Source organism: Lysinibacillus sp. JNUCC-52 (assembly GCF_015999545.1).
Lineage (GTDB): Bacteria > Bacillota > Bacilli > Bacillales_A > Planococcaceae > Lysinibacillus.
Genome location: NZ_CP065546.1, coordinates 2,908,247 through 2,924,725, shown reverse-complemented (window position 1 = coordinate 2,924,725; position 16,479 = coordinate 2,908,247). Strand labels below are relative to the sequence as shown.

16 protein-coding genes are annotated in these 16,479 nt (G+C 38.0%); 2 read left to right on the top strand and 14 right to left on the bottom strand.

What is annotated here, in order from left to right; translation table 11 throughout:
• Nucleotides 1-42: 42 nt before the first annotated feature.
• From JNUCC52_RS14370 to JNUCC52_RS14345, 6 genes are all read right to left on the bottom strand, one after another.
• Nucleotides 43-750: an ABC transporter ATP-binding protein gene (locus JNUCC52_RS14370; protein WP_139859965.1), complete on the bottom strand. Its 708-nt coding sequence runs from the start codon at nucleotides 748-750 to the stop codon at nucleotides 43-45.
• Nucleotides 750-1,529: an ABC transporter ATP-binding protein gene (locus tag JNUCC52_RS14365; RefSeq protein WP_139859967.1), complete on the bottom strand. Its 780-nt coding sequence runs from the start codon at nucleotides 1,527-1,529 to the stop codon at nucleotides 750-752. The genes JNUCC52_RS14370 and JNUCC52_RS14365 overlap by 1 nt, the downstream gene beginning before the upstream one ends.
• Nucleotides 1,529-2,464: a branched-chain amino acid ABC transporter permease gene (locus JNUCC52_RS14360; protein ID WP_337982223.1), complete on the bottom strand. Its 936-nt coding sequence runs from the start codon at nucleotides 2,462-2,464 to the stop codon at nucleotides 1,529-1,531. The genes JNUCC52_RS14365 and JNUCC52_RS14360 overlap by 1 nt, the downstream gene beginning before the upstream one ends.
• Nucleotides 2,465-2,477: 13 nt before the next feature.
• Nucleotides 2,478-3,353, bottom strand: coding sequence for a branched-chain amino acid ABC transporter permease (locus tag JNUCC52_RS14355; protein ID WP_173479231.1), 876 nt, complete (start codon nucleotides 3,351-3,353; stop codon nucleotides 2,478-2,480).
• Nucleotides 3,354-3,567: 214 nt separating this feature from the next.
• Nucleotides 3,568-4,788, bottom strand: a complete 1,221-nt coding sequence (locus JNUCC52_RS14350) for an ABC transporter substrate-binding protein (protein WP_173479230.1) — start codon at nucleotides 4,786-4,788, stop codon at nucleotides 3,568-3,570.
• Nucleotides 4,789-5,083: 295 nt separating this feature from the next.
• On the bottom strand, nucleotides 5,084-5,527 hold the full coding sequence (locus JNUCC52_RS14345) for a hypothetical protein (RefSeq protein WP_337980208.1): 444 nt from the start codon (nucleotides 5,525-5,527) through the stop codon (nucleotides 5,084-5,086).
• Between the two features lie 50 nt (nucleotides 5,528-5,577).
• On the opposite strand from JNUCC52_RS14345, the gene JNUCC52_RS14340 reads away from it, so the two are divergent.
• Nucleotides 5,578-7,005, top strand: coding sequence for a cryptochrome/photolyase family protein (locus JNUCC52_RS14340; protein ID WP_337980207.1), 1,428 nt, complete (start codon nucleotides 5,578-5,580; stop codon nucleotides 7,003-7,005).
• A 180-nt stretch (nucleotides 7,006-7,185) separates the two neighbouring features.
• Here JNUCC52_RS14340 and JNUCC52_RS14335 read toward each other — a convergent pair whose 3' ends face one another.
• The 7 genes from JNUCC52_RS14335 to JNUCC52_RS14305 form a co-directional block, all read right to left on the bottom strand.
• The gene (locus JNUCC52_RS14335; RefSeq protein ID WP_173479227.1) at nucleotides 7,186-7,788 is read right to left on the bottom strand and encodes a class I SAM-dependent methyltransferase; all 603 of its coding nucleotides are present in this window, start codon (nucleotides 7,786-7,788) and stop codon (nucleotides 7,186-7,188) included.
• A gap of 214 nt (nucleotides 7,789-8,002) precedes the next feature.
• Nucleotides 8,003-9,946 carry a CotH kinase family protein gene (locus JNUCC52_RS14330; RefSeq protein WP_337980206.1) on the bottom strand — a complete coding sequence of 648 codons (1,944 nt, stop codon included), beginning with the start codon at nucleotides 9,944-9,946 and terminating at the stop codon, nucleotides 8,003-8,005.
• A 48-nt stretch (nucleotides 9,947-9,994) separates the two neighbouring features.
• The gene (locus JNUCC52_RS14325) at nucleotides 9,995-10,678 is read right to left on the bottom strand and encodes a DUF4956 domain-containing protein (protein WP_173479225.1); all 684 of its coding nucleotides are present in this window, start codon (nucleotides 10,676-10,678) and stop codon (nucleotides 9,995-9,997) included.
• A 16-nt stretch (nucleotides 10,679-10,694) separates the two neighbouring features.
• Nucleotides 10,695-11,396, bottom strand: a complete 702-nt coding sequence (locus JNUCC52_RS14320; protein ID WP_337980205.1) for a polyphosphate polymerase domain-containing protein — start codon at nucleotides 11,394-11,396, stop codon at nucleotides 10,695-10,697.
• An 18-nt stretch (nucleotides 11,397-11,414) separates the two neighbouring features.
• A complete protein-coding gene (locus tag JNUCC52_RS14315; protein WP_173479223.1) occupies nucleotides 11,415-12,278 on the bottom strand; it encodes a peptidyl-prolyl cis-trans isomerase in 864 nt (287 codons plus the stop codon).
• A gap of 186 nt (nucleotides 12,279-12,464) precedes the next feature.
• Nucleotides 12,465-13,892 (bottom strand): sensor histidine kinase, encoded by a 1,428-nt coding sequence (locus JNUCC52_RS14310; protein WP_337980204.1) that lies wholly within the window; start codon nucleotides 13,890-13,892, stop codon nucleotides 12,465-12,467.
• Entirely contained in the window at nucleotides 13,876-14,562 is a 687-nt protein-coding gene (locus tag JNUCC52_RS14305) for a response regulator transcription factor (RefSeq protein WP_173479221.1), read from the bottom strand. The genes JNUCC52_RS14310 and JNUCC52_RS14305 overlap by 17 nt, the downstream gene beginning before the upstream one ends.
• 304 nt (nucleotides 14,563-14,866) lie before the next feature.
• On the opposite strand from JNUCC52_RS14305, the gene JNUCC52_RS14300 reads away from it, so the two are divergent.
• The gene (locus tag JNUCC52_RS14300) at nucleotides 14,867-15,202 is read left to right on the top strand and encodes a heme oxygenase (RefSeq protein WP_173479220.1); all 336 of its coding nucleotides are present in this window, start codon (nucleotides 14,867-14,869) and stop codon (nucleotides 15,200-15,202) included.
• Between the two features lie 161 nt (nucleotides 15,203-15,363).
• On the opposite strand, the gene JNUCC52_RS14295 is transcribed toward JNUCC52_RS14300, so the two are convergent.
• The gene (locus JNUCC52_RS14295) at nucleotides 15,364-16,380 is read right to left on the bottom strand and encodes a YeiH family protein (protein ID WP_337980203.1); all 1,017 of its coding nucleotides are present in this window, start codon (nucleotides 16,378-16,380) and stop codon (nucleotides 15,364-15,366) included.
• Nucleotides 16,381-16,479 lie beyond the last annotated feature (99 nt).

The following is a 16,479-nucleotide window of genomic DNA, read 5'->3' as shown; positions in this document are numbered from 1 at the left end:
CAAAAAAGGCATCTCGAATTAATATCGAGACACCCCCTCCTATTACAAGCCGCCTAAATAAGCAGCTTTCACTTGTTCACTTTCTTGCAATTCTTTCGCAGTACCTGATAACACAATACGCCCTGTTTCAAGTACATAAGCGCGGTCAGCTACCGATAATGCCATATTAGCATTTTGCTCTACTAGCAATACCGTTGTACCTTCTTTATTGACCTTTTCAATTATATTGAAAATATTTTTTACCATAAGCGGCGCAAGCCCCATCGATGGCTCATCCATTAGTAATAGCTTTGGTTTTGCCATTAATGCACGACCCATTGCAAGCATTTGCTGCTCACCACCAGATAATGTCCCAGACTGTTGCTTACGGCGCTCCAGTAGACGAGGGAATAGCTCAAAGACATGGTCCATATCTTTCTTTATCCCCGCCTTATCGTTACGAAGATATGCCCCAAGCTCTAGATTTTCCTCTACTGACATATTAGCGAATACACGGCGACCTTCAGGAACATGTGAAATACCTGATTTTACGATTGTTTGTGCAGCCTTACCTGCAATCGAGAAGCCTTCATATTCGATAATGCCCCCTTTAGGTTTTTGTAAGCCTGACAAGGTTTTTAATAATGTACTTTTACCAGCACCATTTGCACCAATTAATGTTACAATCTCTCCCTCGTTTACTTCTAAAGAGACGCCCTTTAATGCTTGAATATTTCCGTAGAATACATCAATGTTTTGTACTTTTAGCATTAGCTGATAACCTCCTCACCAAGGTAAGCTTCAATTACCTTTGGATTGTTGCGAATTTCCTCTGGTGTCCCATCAGCGATTAATTGCCCGTGATCCAGTACGTAAATACGTTCACAAATTCCCATTACTAAGCTCATATCATGCTCAATAAGCAAAATCGTTAAACCAAACTCTTTACGAATAAACGCTATTAACTCCATTAAGTCATGTGTCTCTTGCGGGTTCATCCCTGCTGCTGGCTCATCTAGTAATAATAGCTTTGGATTTGCAGCTAATGCACGCGCAATTTCTAGACGGCGCTGCATCCCATAAGGTAAGTTTTTTGCTAGTTCATCCTTATAAATATCTAAGCCAAATATTTTTAAAAATTCCGTGGATTGCTTTTCCATTGCTTCTTCACCTTTAAAGTGACTCGGTAAACGAAAAATAGATGACCACATTGAATGTTTAGCTAGTGAATGGTTCGCTACTTTTACATTGTCCAAAACAGATAATTCCTTAAATAGACGGATATTTTGGAACGTACGGCTTATACCTTTTTGTGTTACTTGATATGGTGCAAGACCATTGATCTTTAGGCCGTCAAAGGTAATCGTACCTTCAGTTGGTGTATATACCCCTGTTAACATGTTAAAGCTTGTTGTTTTACCAGCACCATTTGGTCCAATGAGGCCTACTAATTCACCTTGATTTAGGTACATATTAACGCCCTGTACCGCCTTTAAACCACCGAATTGAATGCCCATATTTTCTACTTTGATCAGAAGGTTTCCAGTCATTATTTTGTACCTCCCTTTTTACCAAACTTAAAGAAGTCTGTAATTTCTTTTGTGCCCATTAAACCAGTTGGACGATATAGCATAACAATAATTAATACTAAGCTGTAAATAATCATTCGTGTTTCTGGGAAATTCGCTAGGTATGTTGATATTAACGTTAAGAATATCGCAGCGATAACAGAACCTGAAAGACTACCTAAGCCGCCAAGAACAACGTATATTAAAATATCAAATGATTTTAAGAAACCGAATGTTGTTGGCTGAATAATGTAGAAGTTATGTGCAAAAATGGCCCCTGCAAGACCAGCAAAGAAAGATCCAATCGCGAATGCTACAACTTTATAGTAAGTTGTATTAATCCCCATGGCATCCGCAGCAATTTCATCTTCTCGAATGGAAATACAAGCACGTCCATGACGAGAATTAGTAAAGTTAGATATCACTAAAATCGTTAAAACAACACCAATGAAAGCGTATGTCCAGTTCGATAAATATTTAACCTGCATCCCCGCTGCTCCACCAACATAATCCGTATTTAAAAACACAATACGAATTATTTCTGCAAAACCAAGCGTTGCAATGGCTAAATAATCCCCTTTTAATCGTAGTGTTGGAATACCTACAATTAAACCAGCTACCGCTGCTGCAAGTGCTCCTAACAAAATGGCTAACGGGAATGGAAGCATTAGTTTTGTTGTAATAATAGCTGAAATATAAGCACCAACTGCAAGGAAACCAGCATGCCCAATAGAGAATTGGCCAGTAACCCCGATAACGATGTGCAAGCTGACAGCTAGCATTATGTTAATACACATTGTGATTAACATATTTTTATAATATAAGTCAATGACTTCCGTTGTAATAAGAGCCTGAACAACTACATAGATGACTAGCGCTAATACGGCGTAGCCCCAGAAAACTTTAGACTTCTTCATCATTACCGCTCACCTACACTTTCTCGCGGGCGTTTTTACCGAAGATACCCGATGGTCTGAAAATCAAGATTAAAATCAAAATGACAAATGCCGCTGCATCGCGCCATAAAGAGAAGCCGAGTGCACTTACCATTGATTCCACGACACCTAGTAACATACCGCCAACCATTGCACCTGGAATAATACCAATACCACCAAGAACGGCAGCGATGAACGCTTTAACCCCTGGAATAACACCCATTAACGGGTCAATTTTTGTATAATACACACCGAAGATAACACCCGCAGCACCAGCTAAGGCAGAACCAATTGCAAATGTTGCTGAAATTGTATTATCGACGTTAATGCCCATTAGGCGCGCTGCATCCGCATCATGGGAAACCGCACGCATCGCTTTCCCAATTTTCGTTTTATGTACGATGAACTGTAATAAAATCATCAGTACGATAGCGACAGATAAAATTAAAATAGACGTACTGCTAATTTGAACACCGAATACATCGAATGTTCGATTTTTAATCACTTCAGGGTATGCTGCTGGCTGCGCGCCTCTGAAGAAGATTGTCGTATATTCAATTAATAGCGACACACCAATTGCTGTAATTAACGCTGCGATACGCGTAGCATTTCGTAATCGCTTATATGCAATACGTTCAATTAACACACCGAAGATTGCACAAATTGCCATTGCTAATAATAATGCTGGTAAAAAGCCCAGCTCCCACTTAGCAATTGCGTAAAAGCCGATAAATGCCCCTATCATGAAAACATCACCGTGGGCAAAGTTAATAAGCTTAATAATACCGTATACCATCGTATACCCTAACGCTATTAACGCGTAGATACTACCTAGTGAAACACCATTCACAAGCTGTTGTATCCATTCCATGAGCGTTCACTCCTTTGTTATTTTTTGAGGAATGCAAAAACGGGACCTATTTCTACATAGCTGAATTGAATGCAGAAAAACTCGTGTCCCTCATAAAAAGTTATTTCCGATTCCTTATGCTAGAATCTATGCTTTTTTTTATTAGTCTAGTTGTCTGTTAAAAAATAAAAGAGAAGGCGGGTTGCCCGCCTCCCCCTTGCCTTTTAGAAAAAAATTAAGGATTTACTTTAGAGTTGAACACTTGTTTACCGTCTTTAAATTCAAGAACCGTTGCTGTTTTAATTGGGTTATGGTTTTCGTCAACTGAGAAAGTACCTGTTACTAAAGAAAGATCTTTTGTTTCAGCTAATGCATTTTTAATTGCTTCACCGTCAGTAGAGCCTGCACGTTTAATAGCATCTGCAATGTAGTAAATTGAATCATAGCCAAGTGCGTTAAATGCATCTGGTGCTTTATCGCCATTCGCTGCTTTAAATGATTTTACAAAGTCTTGAATTTTTTGATCTGGGTCTTCTGCAGAGTAGTGGTTTGTAATAAACGTATTATTCAGTGCATCTGCTCCAGCTAAATCAATTAAAGTTGGAGAATCCCAACCGTCTGCTCCCATAAGTGGAACTGTAATACCCATTTCACGCGCCTGTTTTACAATCAGACCAACTTCTTCATAGTATCCAGGAATAAAGATAAAGTCTGGATTTGCTGATTTAATATTCGTTAATTGTGTACGGAAGTCTGTATCTTTCGCTACATAAGCTTCCTCTTTTACAACTTTCCCACCGCTTTTAGTGATTGTATCTTTAAATGATTTTGCTAAACCTTTTGCATAATCAGAAGCATTATCTCCAAAGATGGCTACGTTTTTCGCACCTAGTTCACCTGATGCAAAGTTTGCAGCCACAATCCCTTGGAATGGGTCAATGAAACAAGTACGGAAAGCATATTCATTAATGCTGCCATCGTCATTTACTGTAATATTTGGAGCTGTACCTGAACCAGTAACAATCGGAATTTTATTATCGTTTGCGATTTGAACAGTTGCAACGGTATTACCAGATGTTGCAGGAGCTAGCATCGCTACTACTTTATCTTGCGTTGCTAGTTTAATAGCTGCCGCAGTTGCCTCTGAGTTTTCTGATTTGTTATCTACTTTAATAAGTTCAATCTTCTTGCCATCAATACCGCCTGCATCATTAATTTCTTTTACCGCTAATTCTGCACCTAAGCCGATTGATGAACCGTATGAAGCTACGTTACCTGAAAGCTCCAAGTTGGCACCGATTTTAATTGTATCTCCATCTTTTGAGCCACCACCTGATGAAGAGCCTCCTGAATTTGTATCACCGTCTCCAGCACCGCAACCTGCAAGTACACCTGCAAGAAGTGAAGAAGCTACTAGAAGCGAACCGAACTTTTTAAGCTTATTGTATTCTCTCATAATTAAATTCCCCCTGAAAATTCTCAAATGTTAGATATTTCTGATAATTATAAACAATCTTTCGCTAATGCTCAATAGCAAAAATAATTATTTATAACTATCTATTTGAAGCAAGATAATATTCAATTAAGCCTTTTACATTGTAAAACATTCTTTATATTTAGTCTAGAGTGATTTTTCAGTATAATTAGTTATTTTTGAATTATCTATTAATTAGGACTAAATTAATAGAAAGCTATTAAGAAAAATTTTTTTGTAACTATACAACTAACATCCTTTTTGCGAAAATTGCTTACTATTTCAATTTATATATTTTTCTTTGTAAAAGGATACCTACCAATGTTCCGTATATAACATGACCAATAAGCCACCAACCGAAAGCATAAGGATCACTTATAATCGGTGTCCGTTTTGAGAAAATTGTTGTAGGGAATAATATACAACCTATGAAAATTTGTAACAAAATACTATTTCTAATCAACAATGCATGATTCCATTTATACTTATTACGAATCGCGCATAATACGGCTGTTATTATCCACGATATAATGAGATGAAAAAAGAATTCTATTACTTCAGGAAATCGAAAGTTATTTAAAATCGGTATATAATCGACATTTAATAGTAATGTATATACACGGCTGCCTGTTAGATTTTCAACAACTTTGAAGAAAGCCCCCAATATACACCCTGCAACAAAGGACGCTATTATTACTTGAGAATTGATGAGTACTTTCATGTGCTCCTCCTTCCTTCCATCTTAATAAATCCATAAAAGGATGAATCCAAATGATAAAAAAAACAATTGTGCTATTTCGCAATGATTTACGGGTAGATGATCACCCAGCTCTATGGCATGCAGCCAATACAGGGACCATCTTACCTCTTTATATTCAACATGACCAAACGCATGAGCAAAACTCGGCTCAAGATTATTGGACGTACTATTCGCTTCAAAATCTTCAATCTACATTTAGTAATTATGACGTCCCGCTCATTTTACGAAAGGGAGATGTCATTTCACAAGTACTTCAATTGGCATTAGATACGCAAGCTAACGCTGTATATTTTAATGAGCGCTTTAGTCAAACTGAGCGTGCTGAAGATGAGCGTTTAGCCAATATATTACAAGCAAACGATATTGAAGTAAAAGCATTTTATGGTGATACATTATTTGATGTCACTTCCATTCGAAATCAACAAAACAAACCATATGCCATCTTCACATCATTTTATAAACGCTGTTTACAGGAGCAAGCTCGAAAGCCACTTGGACGTCCTGCTAATATGCGCGCTTTTCCTATCAATGTATCATCTTTAACATTAGATCAATTGCAGCTGCTGAATGGAAACTGGTATAGCAAGTTTCGCAATTATTGGCGCCCTGGAATGGATGGTGCATTGGACCAATGGGAGCTTTTCATAAAGGGTGGCTTATATGACTACAAGGACAAGCGAGATGATTTAACCAAGGAAACCATTTCTAAAATGTCCCCATTTATTGCACTAGGTAATATTAGTATTCGTTTTCTGTGGGCCTCTTGTCAGGAGTTAATAGAAGTTGAGGCTGACCCTGCGTTCGCTCAACAAATCGAAAGTTTTTTAAGACAACTTATATGGCGAGAGTTTTCAATTTATCAGCTACTGTCCTATCCTTCATTTACTACCCTCTCATTACGTAGTAATTTTCAGCATTTTGAATGGGAACCTAATTCTCTTTATCTTCATGCATGGAAAAAAGGCCAAACAGGGTACCCTTTAGTGGATGCAGGTATGCGTGAGCTTTGGGAGACTGGCTATATGCATAACCGAGTAAGAATGGTCGTTGCCTCATTTCTAGTAAAACATTTACTACAACCATGGCAAGAAGGCTATGACTGGTTTGAACATACACTACTTGACTTTAATGCAGCTAATAATGCAATGGGTTGGCAGTGGGTAAGCGGCACGGGTATCGATTCCGCTCCTTATTTCCGTATTTTCAATCCTTCCTTACAAGGAGAGAAATTCGATATAGATGGTATATATATAAAAAAATGGGTACCAGAATTAGCAAACCTACCTTCAAAATATATACATGCACCGCAAACAGCACCCACTGCTATTTTAGAGCAGGCTAATATCATATTAGGCGATACCTATCCATTGCCCATCGTTGACCATAAAACAGCACGAGCCCGTGCATTAGAGCGATACAACGCCATAAAAAAAGCTTAGTGGCATCATGCGGCCCTAAGCTTCGAATTAAAATTAAGTAACAGCATACTAGGAGCATCCTTTGCTGCCTGTATGTTGTTTTTTTGTTGAGCGGAGGAAAAGACGCGACGCTTGTGGCAGAATAACCCGATTACAACAATTGTTTTTTTGGCGTCCGCCAGTCATACTGCGAAAGAAAAGTTAAGCCTTTTTTAAGGCAAACACGCAAAGACGTTCATTTATATTTGTTTCATTTTCTAGATGTACCTCATGTATTAATTCAAAAGGTGTACCGTGATGTAAAAACTGCAAATAATCATATGGTGGGTAATATAAAATAATATGAATATCACGCATATTTTGCTCAAAAGACTCCCATATATGATGAATGACAGTTCGAAATATATTAATGGAGAACGGATTAAAAAAGAAAAAAACATTATCACATGGCTGTATCTTGTAGTTTTCCGCAATAGTATGAACAAAAGAAATGGCATTTTGCGAGCCATTTTTTCGGCAATAGCTCTCCTTATTATGCTCTGCTTCCGCGTAAAAACCTGCGTCCATTTCTATTCCGATTGCTGGAGTGTGGAATTTATGATGAATATAAATAGGGACCCTTCCTTTTCCACAACCCATATCAATAAACACTGGATTTTCTGGCAAATCATATTGTGTAAATAATTGCTCTAATCCAGCATAGGGGGTTGGCTCATATCGATGGTAATGAGCTAGTTTAGGAAAGCCATATTGTTCCCCAATCGTATTAATGTGCAAAAGTTTATCAAACTGTTGTTCATTCATTTATTTAGATACTCCTCGAAAAAAAGAATGCTTTATTTTAGCATGAATATAAGCAAACACCATATGCAAAAGATTGGCTTCAGTCTTTTTTCTTTCGCCCGCTGTTGATTAAATTGTTTGAGTGCCTGGCACTAAAATGGCATCAAGAGTGAGCCTCTTGATGCCATTTTTGACACTCCGACCATATTAAAACGTTTCGATGAATAGTGTGTTTTTAGCGTCCTCTGCGGTTAAATCTGAAAACGAAGAGGAGTGCAGCCACTAAAAATGAAAACGTTGCGGTTGCTGTTAGCACTGTGCTTTTATCAATTCCTGTTTCTTGAGTTGCCTGTCCATTTCCTTGGTTAGGGAAACCCATTCCATCTGGACGTTGCATTGGACCACCATTAGCTTTTCCACCTTGCTCATTGCCCATGCCACCCTCAGGCATTTGTGAGGGGTCGAAGTCTGCTGGTAATTGGCTTGGATCAAAGTCTTCTGGTAATTGGCTCGGATCAAAGTCGTCAGGCATTTGCATTTGATTTCCATTTGCCTCATTGTTTGTGTCGCCATTTGGCATAGCCATATTACCTTGAGCAGTCGCACTTGTTTCTACAACTAACTCACCTGACAGTTGCTTTAAGATGGATGCAGAACGTTGTTTAGCAAATTCAGGTAGACTATTATCCCCTGATACACCTTCTAAAAACTGCTCTGTTGTAGTAAATTTCGTTGGATCTGCTTCCTGATAGCTTGTTAAGAGCATCGCTAAATTGTTTGTAATTGATTGAATATAATCTTCTGTTAAATAGTTTGTCGCTAGTTGCTCTAAATACCCTTCATACTTAGCGCGATACGTTTCATTGGACAATAAGGCATTTAATAATGGGCGCTCTTCTAGAGTTGTCCCAGATACTGGTGTACTTACGCTAAAGTTAATTGCACTATCTGCCATTAAATCGCCAGACATTCCATTTAGCATATTGAAGCCACCTTTATCGCGATTGGCGTTTGGTTGTCCTTCTTGTGCCTGCTCGCCATTTAACTGACCTTCTTGTGGTTGTTCACCGTTTGGCTGACCACCTTGTGGCTGCTCTCCATTTAGCTGACCACCTTGTGCTTGCTCTCCATTTGCTTGACCTACTTGTGATTGCGTTACTGCTGGTATGTCTGCATTTTCATCCGTCTCGCCTTCAGGTAATTCCTTATTAGTATTCCCTCGCATTTGATTTGGATTGCCGCCGCCCATTCCACCGCCGCCAACATTAAAGCCGCCGAATGACATATTATAATCCCACGGTATTATAGAAAACACGCCATTATTCTCATATAAATAGTAGTTATGCTTCATATTTCCTTGGTAACTATCTAGATTTACTAGTGCTGTATTAACAGCAAAGTAGCGTAGCATTTCATCGACATCAATATATTGTTCGATGTCTCCGCCATTATTTATGGCATCAAGCATGTCAGTTAACTTCGAGTCCTCAATATTGTCTTCATTTGTTTTCAAACCAATTCCTGTATAGTCAGCAATATCATCACTAATATACTTTAAATCACTACCTACACCATCAGGTTTGAATAAAAATCCGTCATTGGATCCGTAGTTATTCGCTAAAAATGTTTCATCGACCGCTTCTACTCCTAAATATAGGCCACGTTCTTCTCCGTTCACCGTTACATACATATAAGAGTGGGCTGGTGTCGGTAAGCCCATTTTTTCCATCAGCTCATACGAAATATATTCGCGCATTAAAGTTGAATCACTGTAGTTATTGTTTAAATTTAATTTTTTTAAGCCATATAAGCTTTGCGTATCATCATAATAGTCAAAATCGACTTTCAAGCTATAACGATCGGAGTCGCTATTAACAACTGAACGTAGCGTTAAATTTCCTTTTGTACGAATCGCTACATTTTCTATTGTCTTGCCGTTTATCGTTATATTGGCTTGCTTTAGCTCCTCATCAGCAGCGTTTTCCAGCATGTCCTCCCAGTCCTCTTGAGGTATTTCAATATCAACAGTTGTTACTTTGCTTTTATTGAACACAAGCGTCTCATAGGAATATTCCGTATTTTTCGTTTCAATGCCTAAGTTTGGAAGTACAGCAACCATCACGCCAAAGAGTAGGAGGAGAATCGCCATACTAGTATAGACAATTCGATTTTTAATCATTGACTGCACCTCTCTTGCTCGTAGTTAGAAAACTATCATTCACTTTCATTACGCTGTGAAGTTACCATCGTAGCTAAGCATAATTGCTGATTTTACACCAGGTACTTTTGTTAAATTGTCCATAAACTTTGCGTCGTTTTGCTTCACGCGAATTTCATATGTTGTTTCGATTTCATCATTTTGAATGATGGATTTTGATTTTAACGCATACTTTTTAGACTGTGCAGCAATGATTCGCTCCACTTCTTCACAAGCTAAATCTTCTTCAAATTTCACAATTAATAAGTAAGGATTTTCAATCGTAATTTTATTCACTAATACTAGTAGCACGAGACCAATCAATATTGCGCCAATAATTACAAGTGGAATGAATCCTGCTCCACAAAGAATACCTGACACGATTGCCCAGAAAATATACACTAAATCCATTGGATCCTTAATAGGTGTACGGAAACGAACAATTGATAATGCACCTACCATACCAAGAGACAACAAGACGTTAGAACTAATACCCATAATAACGAGTGATGTTGCCATCGTCATAATGAGCAACGAAATATTAAAGGAATGCGAATAAATCACACCATTAAAGGTTTTCTTATATACTGCGTAAATAAATAGCCCAACAAAGAAAGCAACAACTAGTCCAATAATTGAATCTGTTAATGAAAATGATGTTGTTTTCTCTAGAAAATTCGATTTAAAAATATCACTAAAATTCATATTATCCATTTTTCATTTCTCCTTTTTATACATGCATACGGCTAAGCTGGTATTTTGAATATGCTTCAGCACGTGTATCCACTGATTGTAGTAAATATTTAATAATATCTGGCAAGTACTCATCATATTTCACTTCTAAAATGACAAGGTTCGGTTCCAGTACATCTACCATAGGTAGGTTTTTACTGAACATATCTGTATTGCGAAGGCTTGACTGCACTTTACTGTCGAATGTTACACGTACATTGCCAAAGGGATAAATGTACGCCTCTCGCTCATAATCGACAACGGTCGTCGGCTTAATTTGGTGATATTTCATCTCGTGAAATAATTCCCGTATTAACACGCGATCATCATTTTCCATCCATGCAATTTCACCACTACGCATTTTTTCGTACTCTGTCTGTGTAGTGACACACTTCGTTTTGAACGTTAAATTATTACGCTTACTTTTACGCTCTAAATTCACCAAAGCAGCGGATTTTCCATAAATTCGTACTCGGTATTTATCACGATTAATAAACCCTTCTTTTTTTTCATTCAAAACTTTGTTAGCAAAATTATCGAAGTATGTGCTTCGAATTAAATATTTTCCATCAGGACCCGCATTGTGATCCAGCTTCATCAAATGCTGGATTTTGCTTTTTAAAAGTGCGTAGTCTGGATATGAGATTGCCTGTTTAATTTCCTTGCGACCATTTGGATTAAATGACGTCAGTTTAGGCATGATATTTTCTCCTTCCTACTATTTCTTTTCAATTTTGTATTGCTCTTGTTTTTCAGCTAACCAAGTCGTATATTCTTCATTGATACGTGTTTCCAATACTGTTTCATAAATTTCATCTTTAACATCTTCAAATACAGCTTCTTCTGCTGGCACTTTACCTGTCACTTTAATAATGTGATAGCCTTCTGCTGACTGTACTACGCCACTAACGGCCCCTTTTTCAAGAGCGAATGCAGCCTCTTCGAACTGCTCATCCATCTGACCGCGGCTAATATAGCCTAAATCGCCGCCATCTTCACTCGTATCTGTATCAACTGAATAGGCTTTCGCTAGCTCTGCAAAATCCTCGCCAGCTGTTATTTTCGCTTCAACCTCTTTTGCAGTTGCTTCATCTTCAAGGAAAATATGACTAGCTGCAACTTGTTCTGGTTGACCGTAGTCATCCTTATTTTCTTCAAAATATTGCTTTAATTCCTCATCTGTAATGTCAATGCTTGCCGCAATAACATCTTTCGTCATCAGATACATGCGAATATTATCCTTAACACTTTCCTTTGTCAGACCATTTGCATCGAGTGTCTCTTGTAAGGAATCCTCTCCACCATAAGATTCTACAAGCTCATCATATTCCGCTTGAATGGCGTCATCCGATACGGTAATATCCTCTTTTTTCGCCTCAAGCTCGATAATTTTATTGTCTATGAGTGTGTTTAACATGTCTGTGCCATATTGACTGCGCAATGCCTCATCTAACTCTGTCTGGAGAATCTTCTCACCGTCCACCGTTGCCACATAATCGCTACTCTCTCCACATCCAGTTAATAGCATTGCTAATGCAACGGGCACAGCAAATATTTTGATAAACCTTGAATTTATAGTCATTCTCTATAACATCCTTTCGTTTATTTTCTCGTTTACATTGCTTACTATAAAGTGCTTATGTGTCAGTCAGATGTCAGCTTTACAATTCCTTCAAAAATTTTTACATTTCTATTAGTGAATCTTTAGACTATCTTCACAAATTCATATCTTTTTATATACAGCACAACAAAAAAAGCCACCACGCTGTTACAGCGTAGTAGCCTTTAATAAGGTTATTTCAAAGCATGTTCCTGATGGATTACTTTCAACTAAACGTAAATCTCCACCAATCGATTGCGCCATCATTTTACTTAATGGTAAGCCTAAGCCCAGTCCTCGAACAGTGTATTTTTTATTTTCTCCTCTATAAAATCGTTCGAAAATAAATGCCTGATCCTCCTGAGATATTCCGTTCCCCGTATCTTTAACAGCAATTATGACACTATCAAGTTTTTGCTTTAATGTAATGGTCACTAATCCTTCCTGCATTGCTTGCTTTGCATTTGTTAAAAGGTTGGTGAATATTTGCTGCATTCGTACAACATCTGCCTGGACTTGCACTGAATCCAGAAGATAATTGACCTGTATTTTAACGTTTTGTTCATCCTCCATCACTTCCCACTGTGCTACAGCATCGCGTACCAAATGATTGACGTTCACTGTGACGAGCTTAACAGGAATAGCATCTACTGCAAAACTATTAAAAGCTAGTAAATCTCCAACCATCGTTTTCATTTTCGTCGTTTCTAGCAGGGCCATTTGAATAAATTCTTCAGCATCTTTACCAGTTACAACATCATCTCTTACAGCCTGCAAAAGTCCACTAATAGATGTTACAGGCGTTTTTAGCTCATGTGTCACACCTGCAAGCAACTCAGTTCGCGTTCTCTCTAATTGTTCAAGCTTATTGGCCATTTCCTTAAAGGATGTAACAAGCTCGAAAATTTCTTCTTCTTTATTATATTGAGGTAAATCAAATGTATAATTGCCTTCTTGAACTTGTTTAGCCGCTTCAGCTACTTGCTTAATTGGACGTACTAAACGCTTCGATAAAAAGTAGATTGCTCCCCAGCCTAGGACAGCAAGTGCTCCAATTAGTAAGGCCAGTTGACCATATTCTTGTTGCACTTTCGTCAAATTATCCTTTTTCTCTAGCACTAGCACCCATCCGACTACACTATTGTCCTTTTCAATTTTCTTTTTCACGACATATTGAACCGTCTTTTTGCCATCTGTTTCGACTAGTATCTTCTTCGTACCCTCTTCACCATCTAAAAAGTTAGCCACATTATTAGCGCTTCCTGGTGGCATTGGTCGATTACTTGTCAGAACATTACCTTTTACATCAACGACATATAAAATCGGATCAATTTCTCTCATACTAAAGCGTTCGCGATTACCGATAAAACCTGGAATACCGTCTGTAGGCGCATTATTGGAACCTGTTGTATCCGTCAAACGATATACCGTTTCTTCTGCTAAAAAGTTCATTAAATCAAGTCGATTCTCAAAAGCTGTATGACGTATCCAGCTAGCAGAAATTAAAGAAATAATAGCTAGCCCTATAAAGAGCGTAAGTAAATAACGGCTCGTCCAATAGTTAAGTAAGGAAATTCGCTTATTTTTTTTGAACACTTAACTGATACCCCAATCCCCGTAATGTTTTAATCTCTCCTTCTGTTTCATCCCAGTCTATAAGTGCTTTACGTAATCGCTTCACCGCTAAATCGACGGCTCGATCACTGCCCTCATATTCCCACCCCCATACATGTTCGATAAGCTGGTCTCGAGTGAATGTTTGGTTTGGATGTTCTGCTAAAAATAAAAGCACCGATAAATCTCGTGGTGTTAACACAATTTCTTGCCCATTGAGGTGCACTTGATGTGCCTGCATATCAATTTCCAACTGCCCGAATCGCTTCTTTAACGTTGTCTCATTTTTACTTTCAGCTCGCCTTAATACAGCCTTTACTCGCGCGACAACTTCATCCGCAATAAATGGTTTAGGTATATAATCGTCTGCACCTTGATCGAAACCTTCTAAACGATAATTTACATCCCCTAATGCAGTTAGCATAATCACTGGACAAGCGCTCACATTGCGAATTTCTCGTAAAATTGTCCAGCCGTTTTTTTCTGGTAACATAATATCCAATAGTACTAAATCAGGCTGATGTTCCGTAAACAATTCGAGTGCCCGACCACCAGTAAAGCATTGGACAACTTCATAACCAACCTTTTGCAAATAGGCCTTCAATACTTGGCTAATTGCGAATTCATCTTCTACTACTAATATTTTGGTCATCATTTTCACCCCGCCGCGGCTTGTTGATTTTTTATTATAGCATCTGTTTATGTCAGCTAAATGTCAGCAAGCTCCACAAAAGAATGCAATATGTCATTTTAAAATCCGACTTGTACAATACTTCATATAATCTCTCTATCCAATGTACTTATAGAGAAAAGATATTTTTCTTCAATTGAATTTCTGCAATTCTGTTGACAATGGCTTCTTAGGACACTTATCATTGATTGCGAATGATAATCATTGATAATTCATTCAATTGTAGTTTAATCTATCTATAATAAAATGATTAGGGGGTAAAAGTATGATTATTGTTACAAATCGTATTCAAGTAAAGCCTGGCTTTGCTGCAAAAATGGCACCGAACTTTACGAAGCCAGGTCCTCTACAACAGTTTGAGGGCTTTCATAAAGTAGAGGTATTAATTTCGACAGACGATCCTACATATGACGAAATGAGCGTCAATATGTACTGGGAGTCGAAGGAACATTTCCAAGCTTGGCGTAATAGTGATGCTTTTGCAGCGGCACATCACCGTCCTGAGCCCGGCTCTGAAGGTGCAAAACCTGAGAATAGCCCAATTATCGGCAGTAAAATTGTTATTGCTGAGCTTGCTTCTTCTATTGAAGCACAAAGCTAATAACGAATTGTAAACCTCTTAAATATCTTCTGATTCTATCTAAAAAACCATGCATATTTCTAGAAATATGCATGGTTTTTTTATATTCTGAGTGACAGTCACTCAAACAATTTTGAATATTCCCCAGGTAATACAAATTCAAGTGCCAGTCACGCACACAATTATTGAAACACGATTACTAAAATGTAGCCAACAACTGATAAACAAACAGAACCGATTAATCCTGCGATAAATGCTTTAATACCTAATTGCTTAAAGGTTTTAATTTCTACATTTAATCCTAACCCTGCCATCGCCATAGCAATTAAAATATAGGCACAGCTTACAAGTGTTTGCGCAACTGCAGGTGGTACAATCCCTAATGAATTAATACCGCTCATGACTAAAAACCCTAGAATAAACCAAGGAATGATAGATAGCGAAAATGCTTTCCCTCCTTGTTCTTTATCCCTTCTTTGATACATAATACCGATTACAATTGCTACTGGTACAAGTAATGCAACGCGAGTTAATTTTACAATGACCGCCATATCAACAGCCTCATCACCGCCTGCAGCCGCAGCTGCTATGACGTGCGCTATTTCATGTAATGTCCCACCAGCAAAAATACCATATTGCGTCGGTGTTAAACCGAAAATCGAATACAACAGTGTATAAACAAGTGTAAATACTGTACCAAGCAACGCTACGATTGCTGCACCTACTGCTGTTTCCTTTTCATTCGCTTTAATTTGAGGTGCAATCGCCACTACAGCCGCAGCTCCACAAATAGCTGTTCCGCAGGCTGTTAAAATGCCGAGCTTTTTATCTACATTAAATACCTTCGTTAAGCCGTAAACGACAAAAAGTGCAAATACTAAATTGATAAATGCAATAAGAAATACGCCTGCCCCTGCATGATAAATATCAGCCAAGTTTAAACGCATACCAAGCAAGATAATACCGAAACGCAATAGTTTTTTACTAGAAAATGATATACCCGTTTGCCACGCATCTGGTACACTAAACGCTGCTCTCCAAGCCATCCCTAGAATAATTGCTATCACAAGCTGCCCTAGTATCGAGAAGAAAGGAAATGTCGAAATATACTTAGCCACTAAGGCAAGCCCCAACGTCAAAATAATCCCCTTCACAAAGGGTGGCGTTAAGAATTTCTTAATCCCTCGTTGTTGATCCATGCTGTCCACTTCTTTCATTCTTTATGAATATTACTTTATAAAAAAGGTAATCATTAGTAAAATACATATATATAATTGCTATCATTAATTTTTTTAATA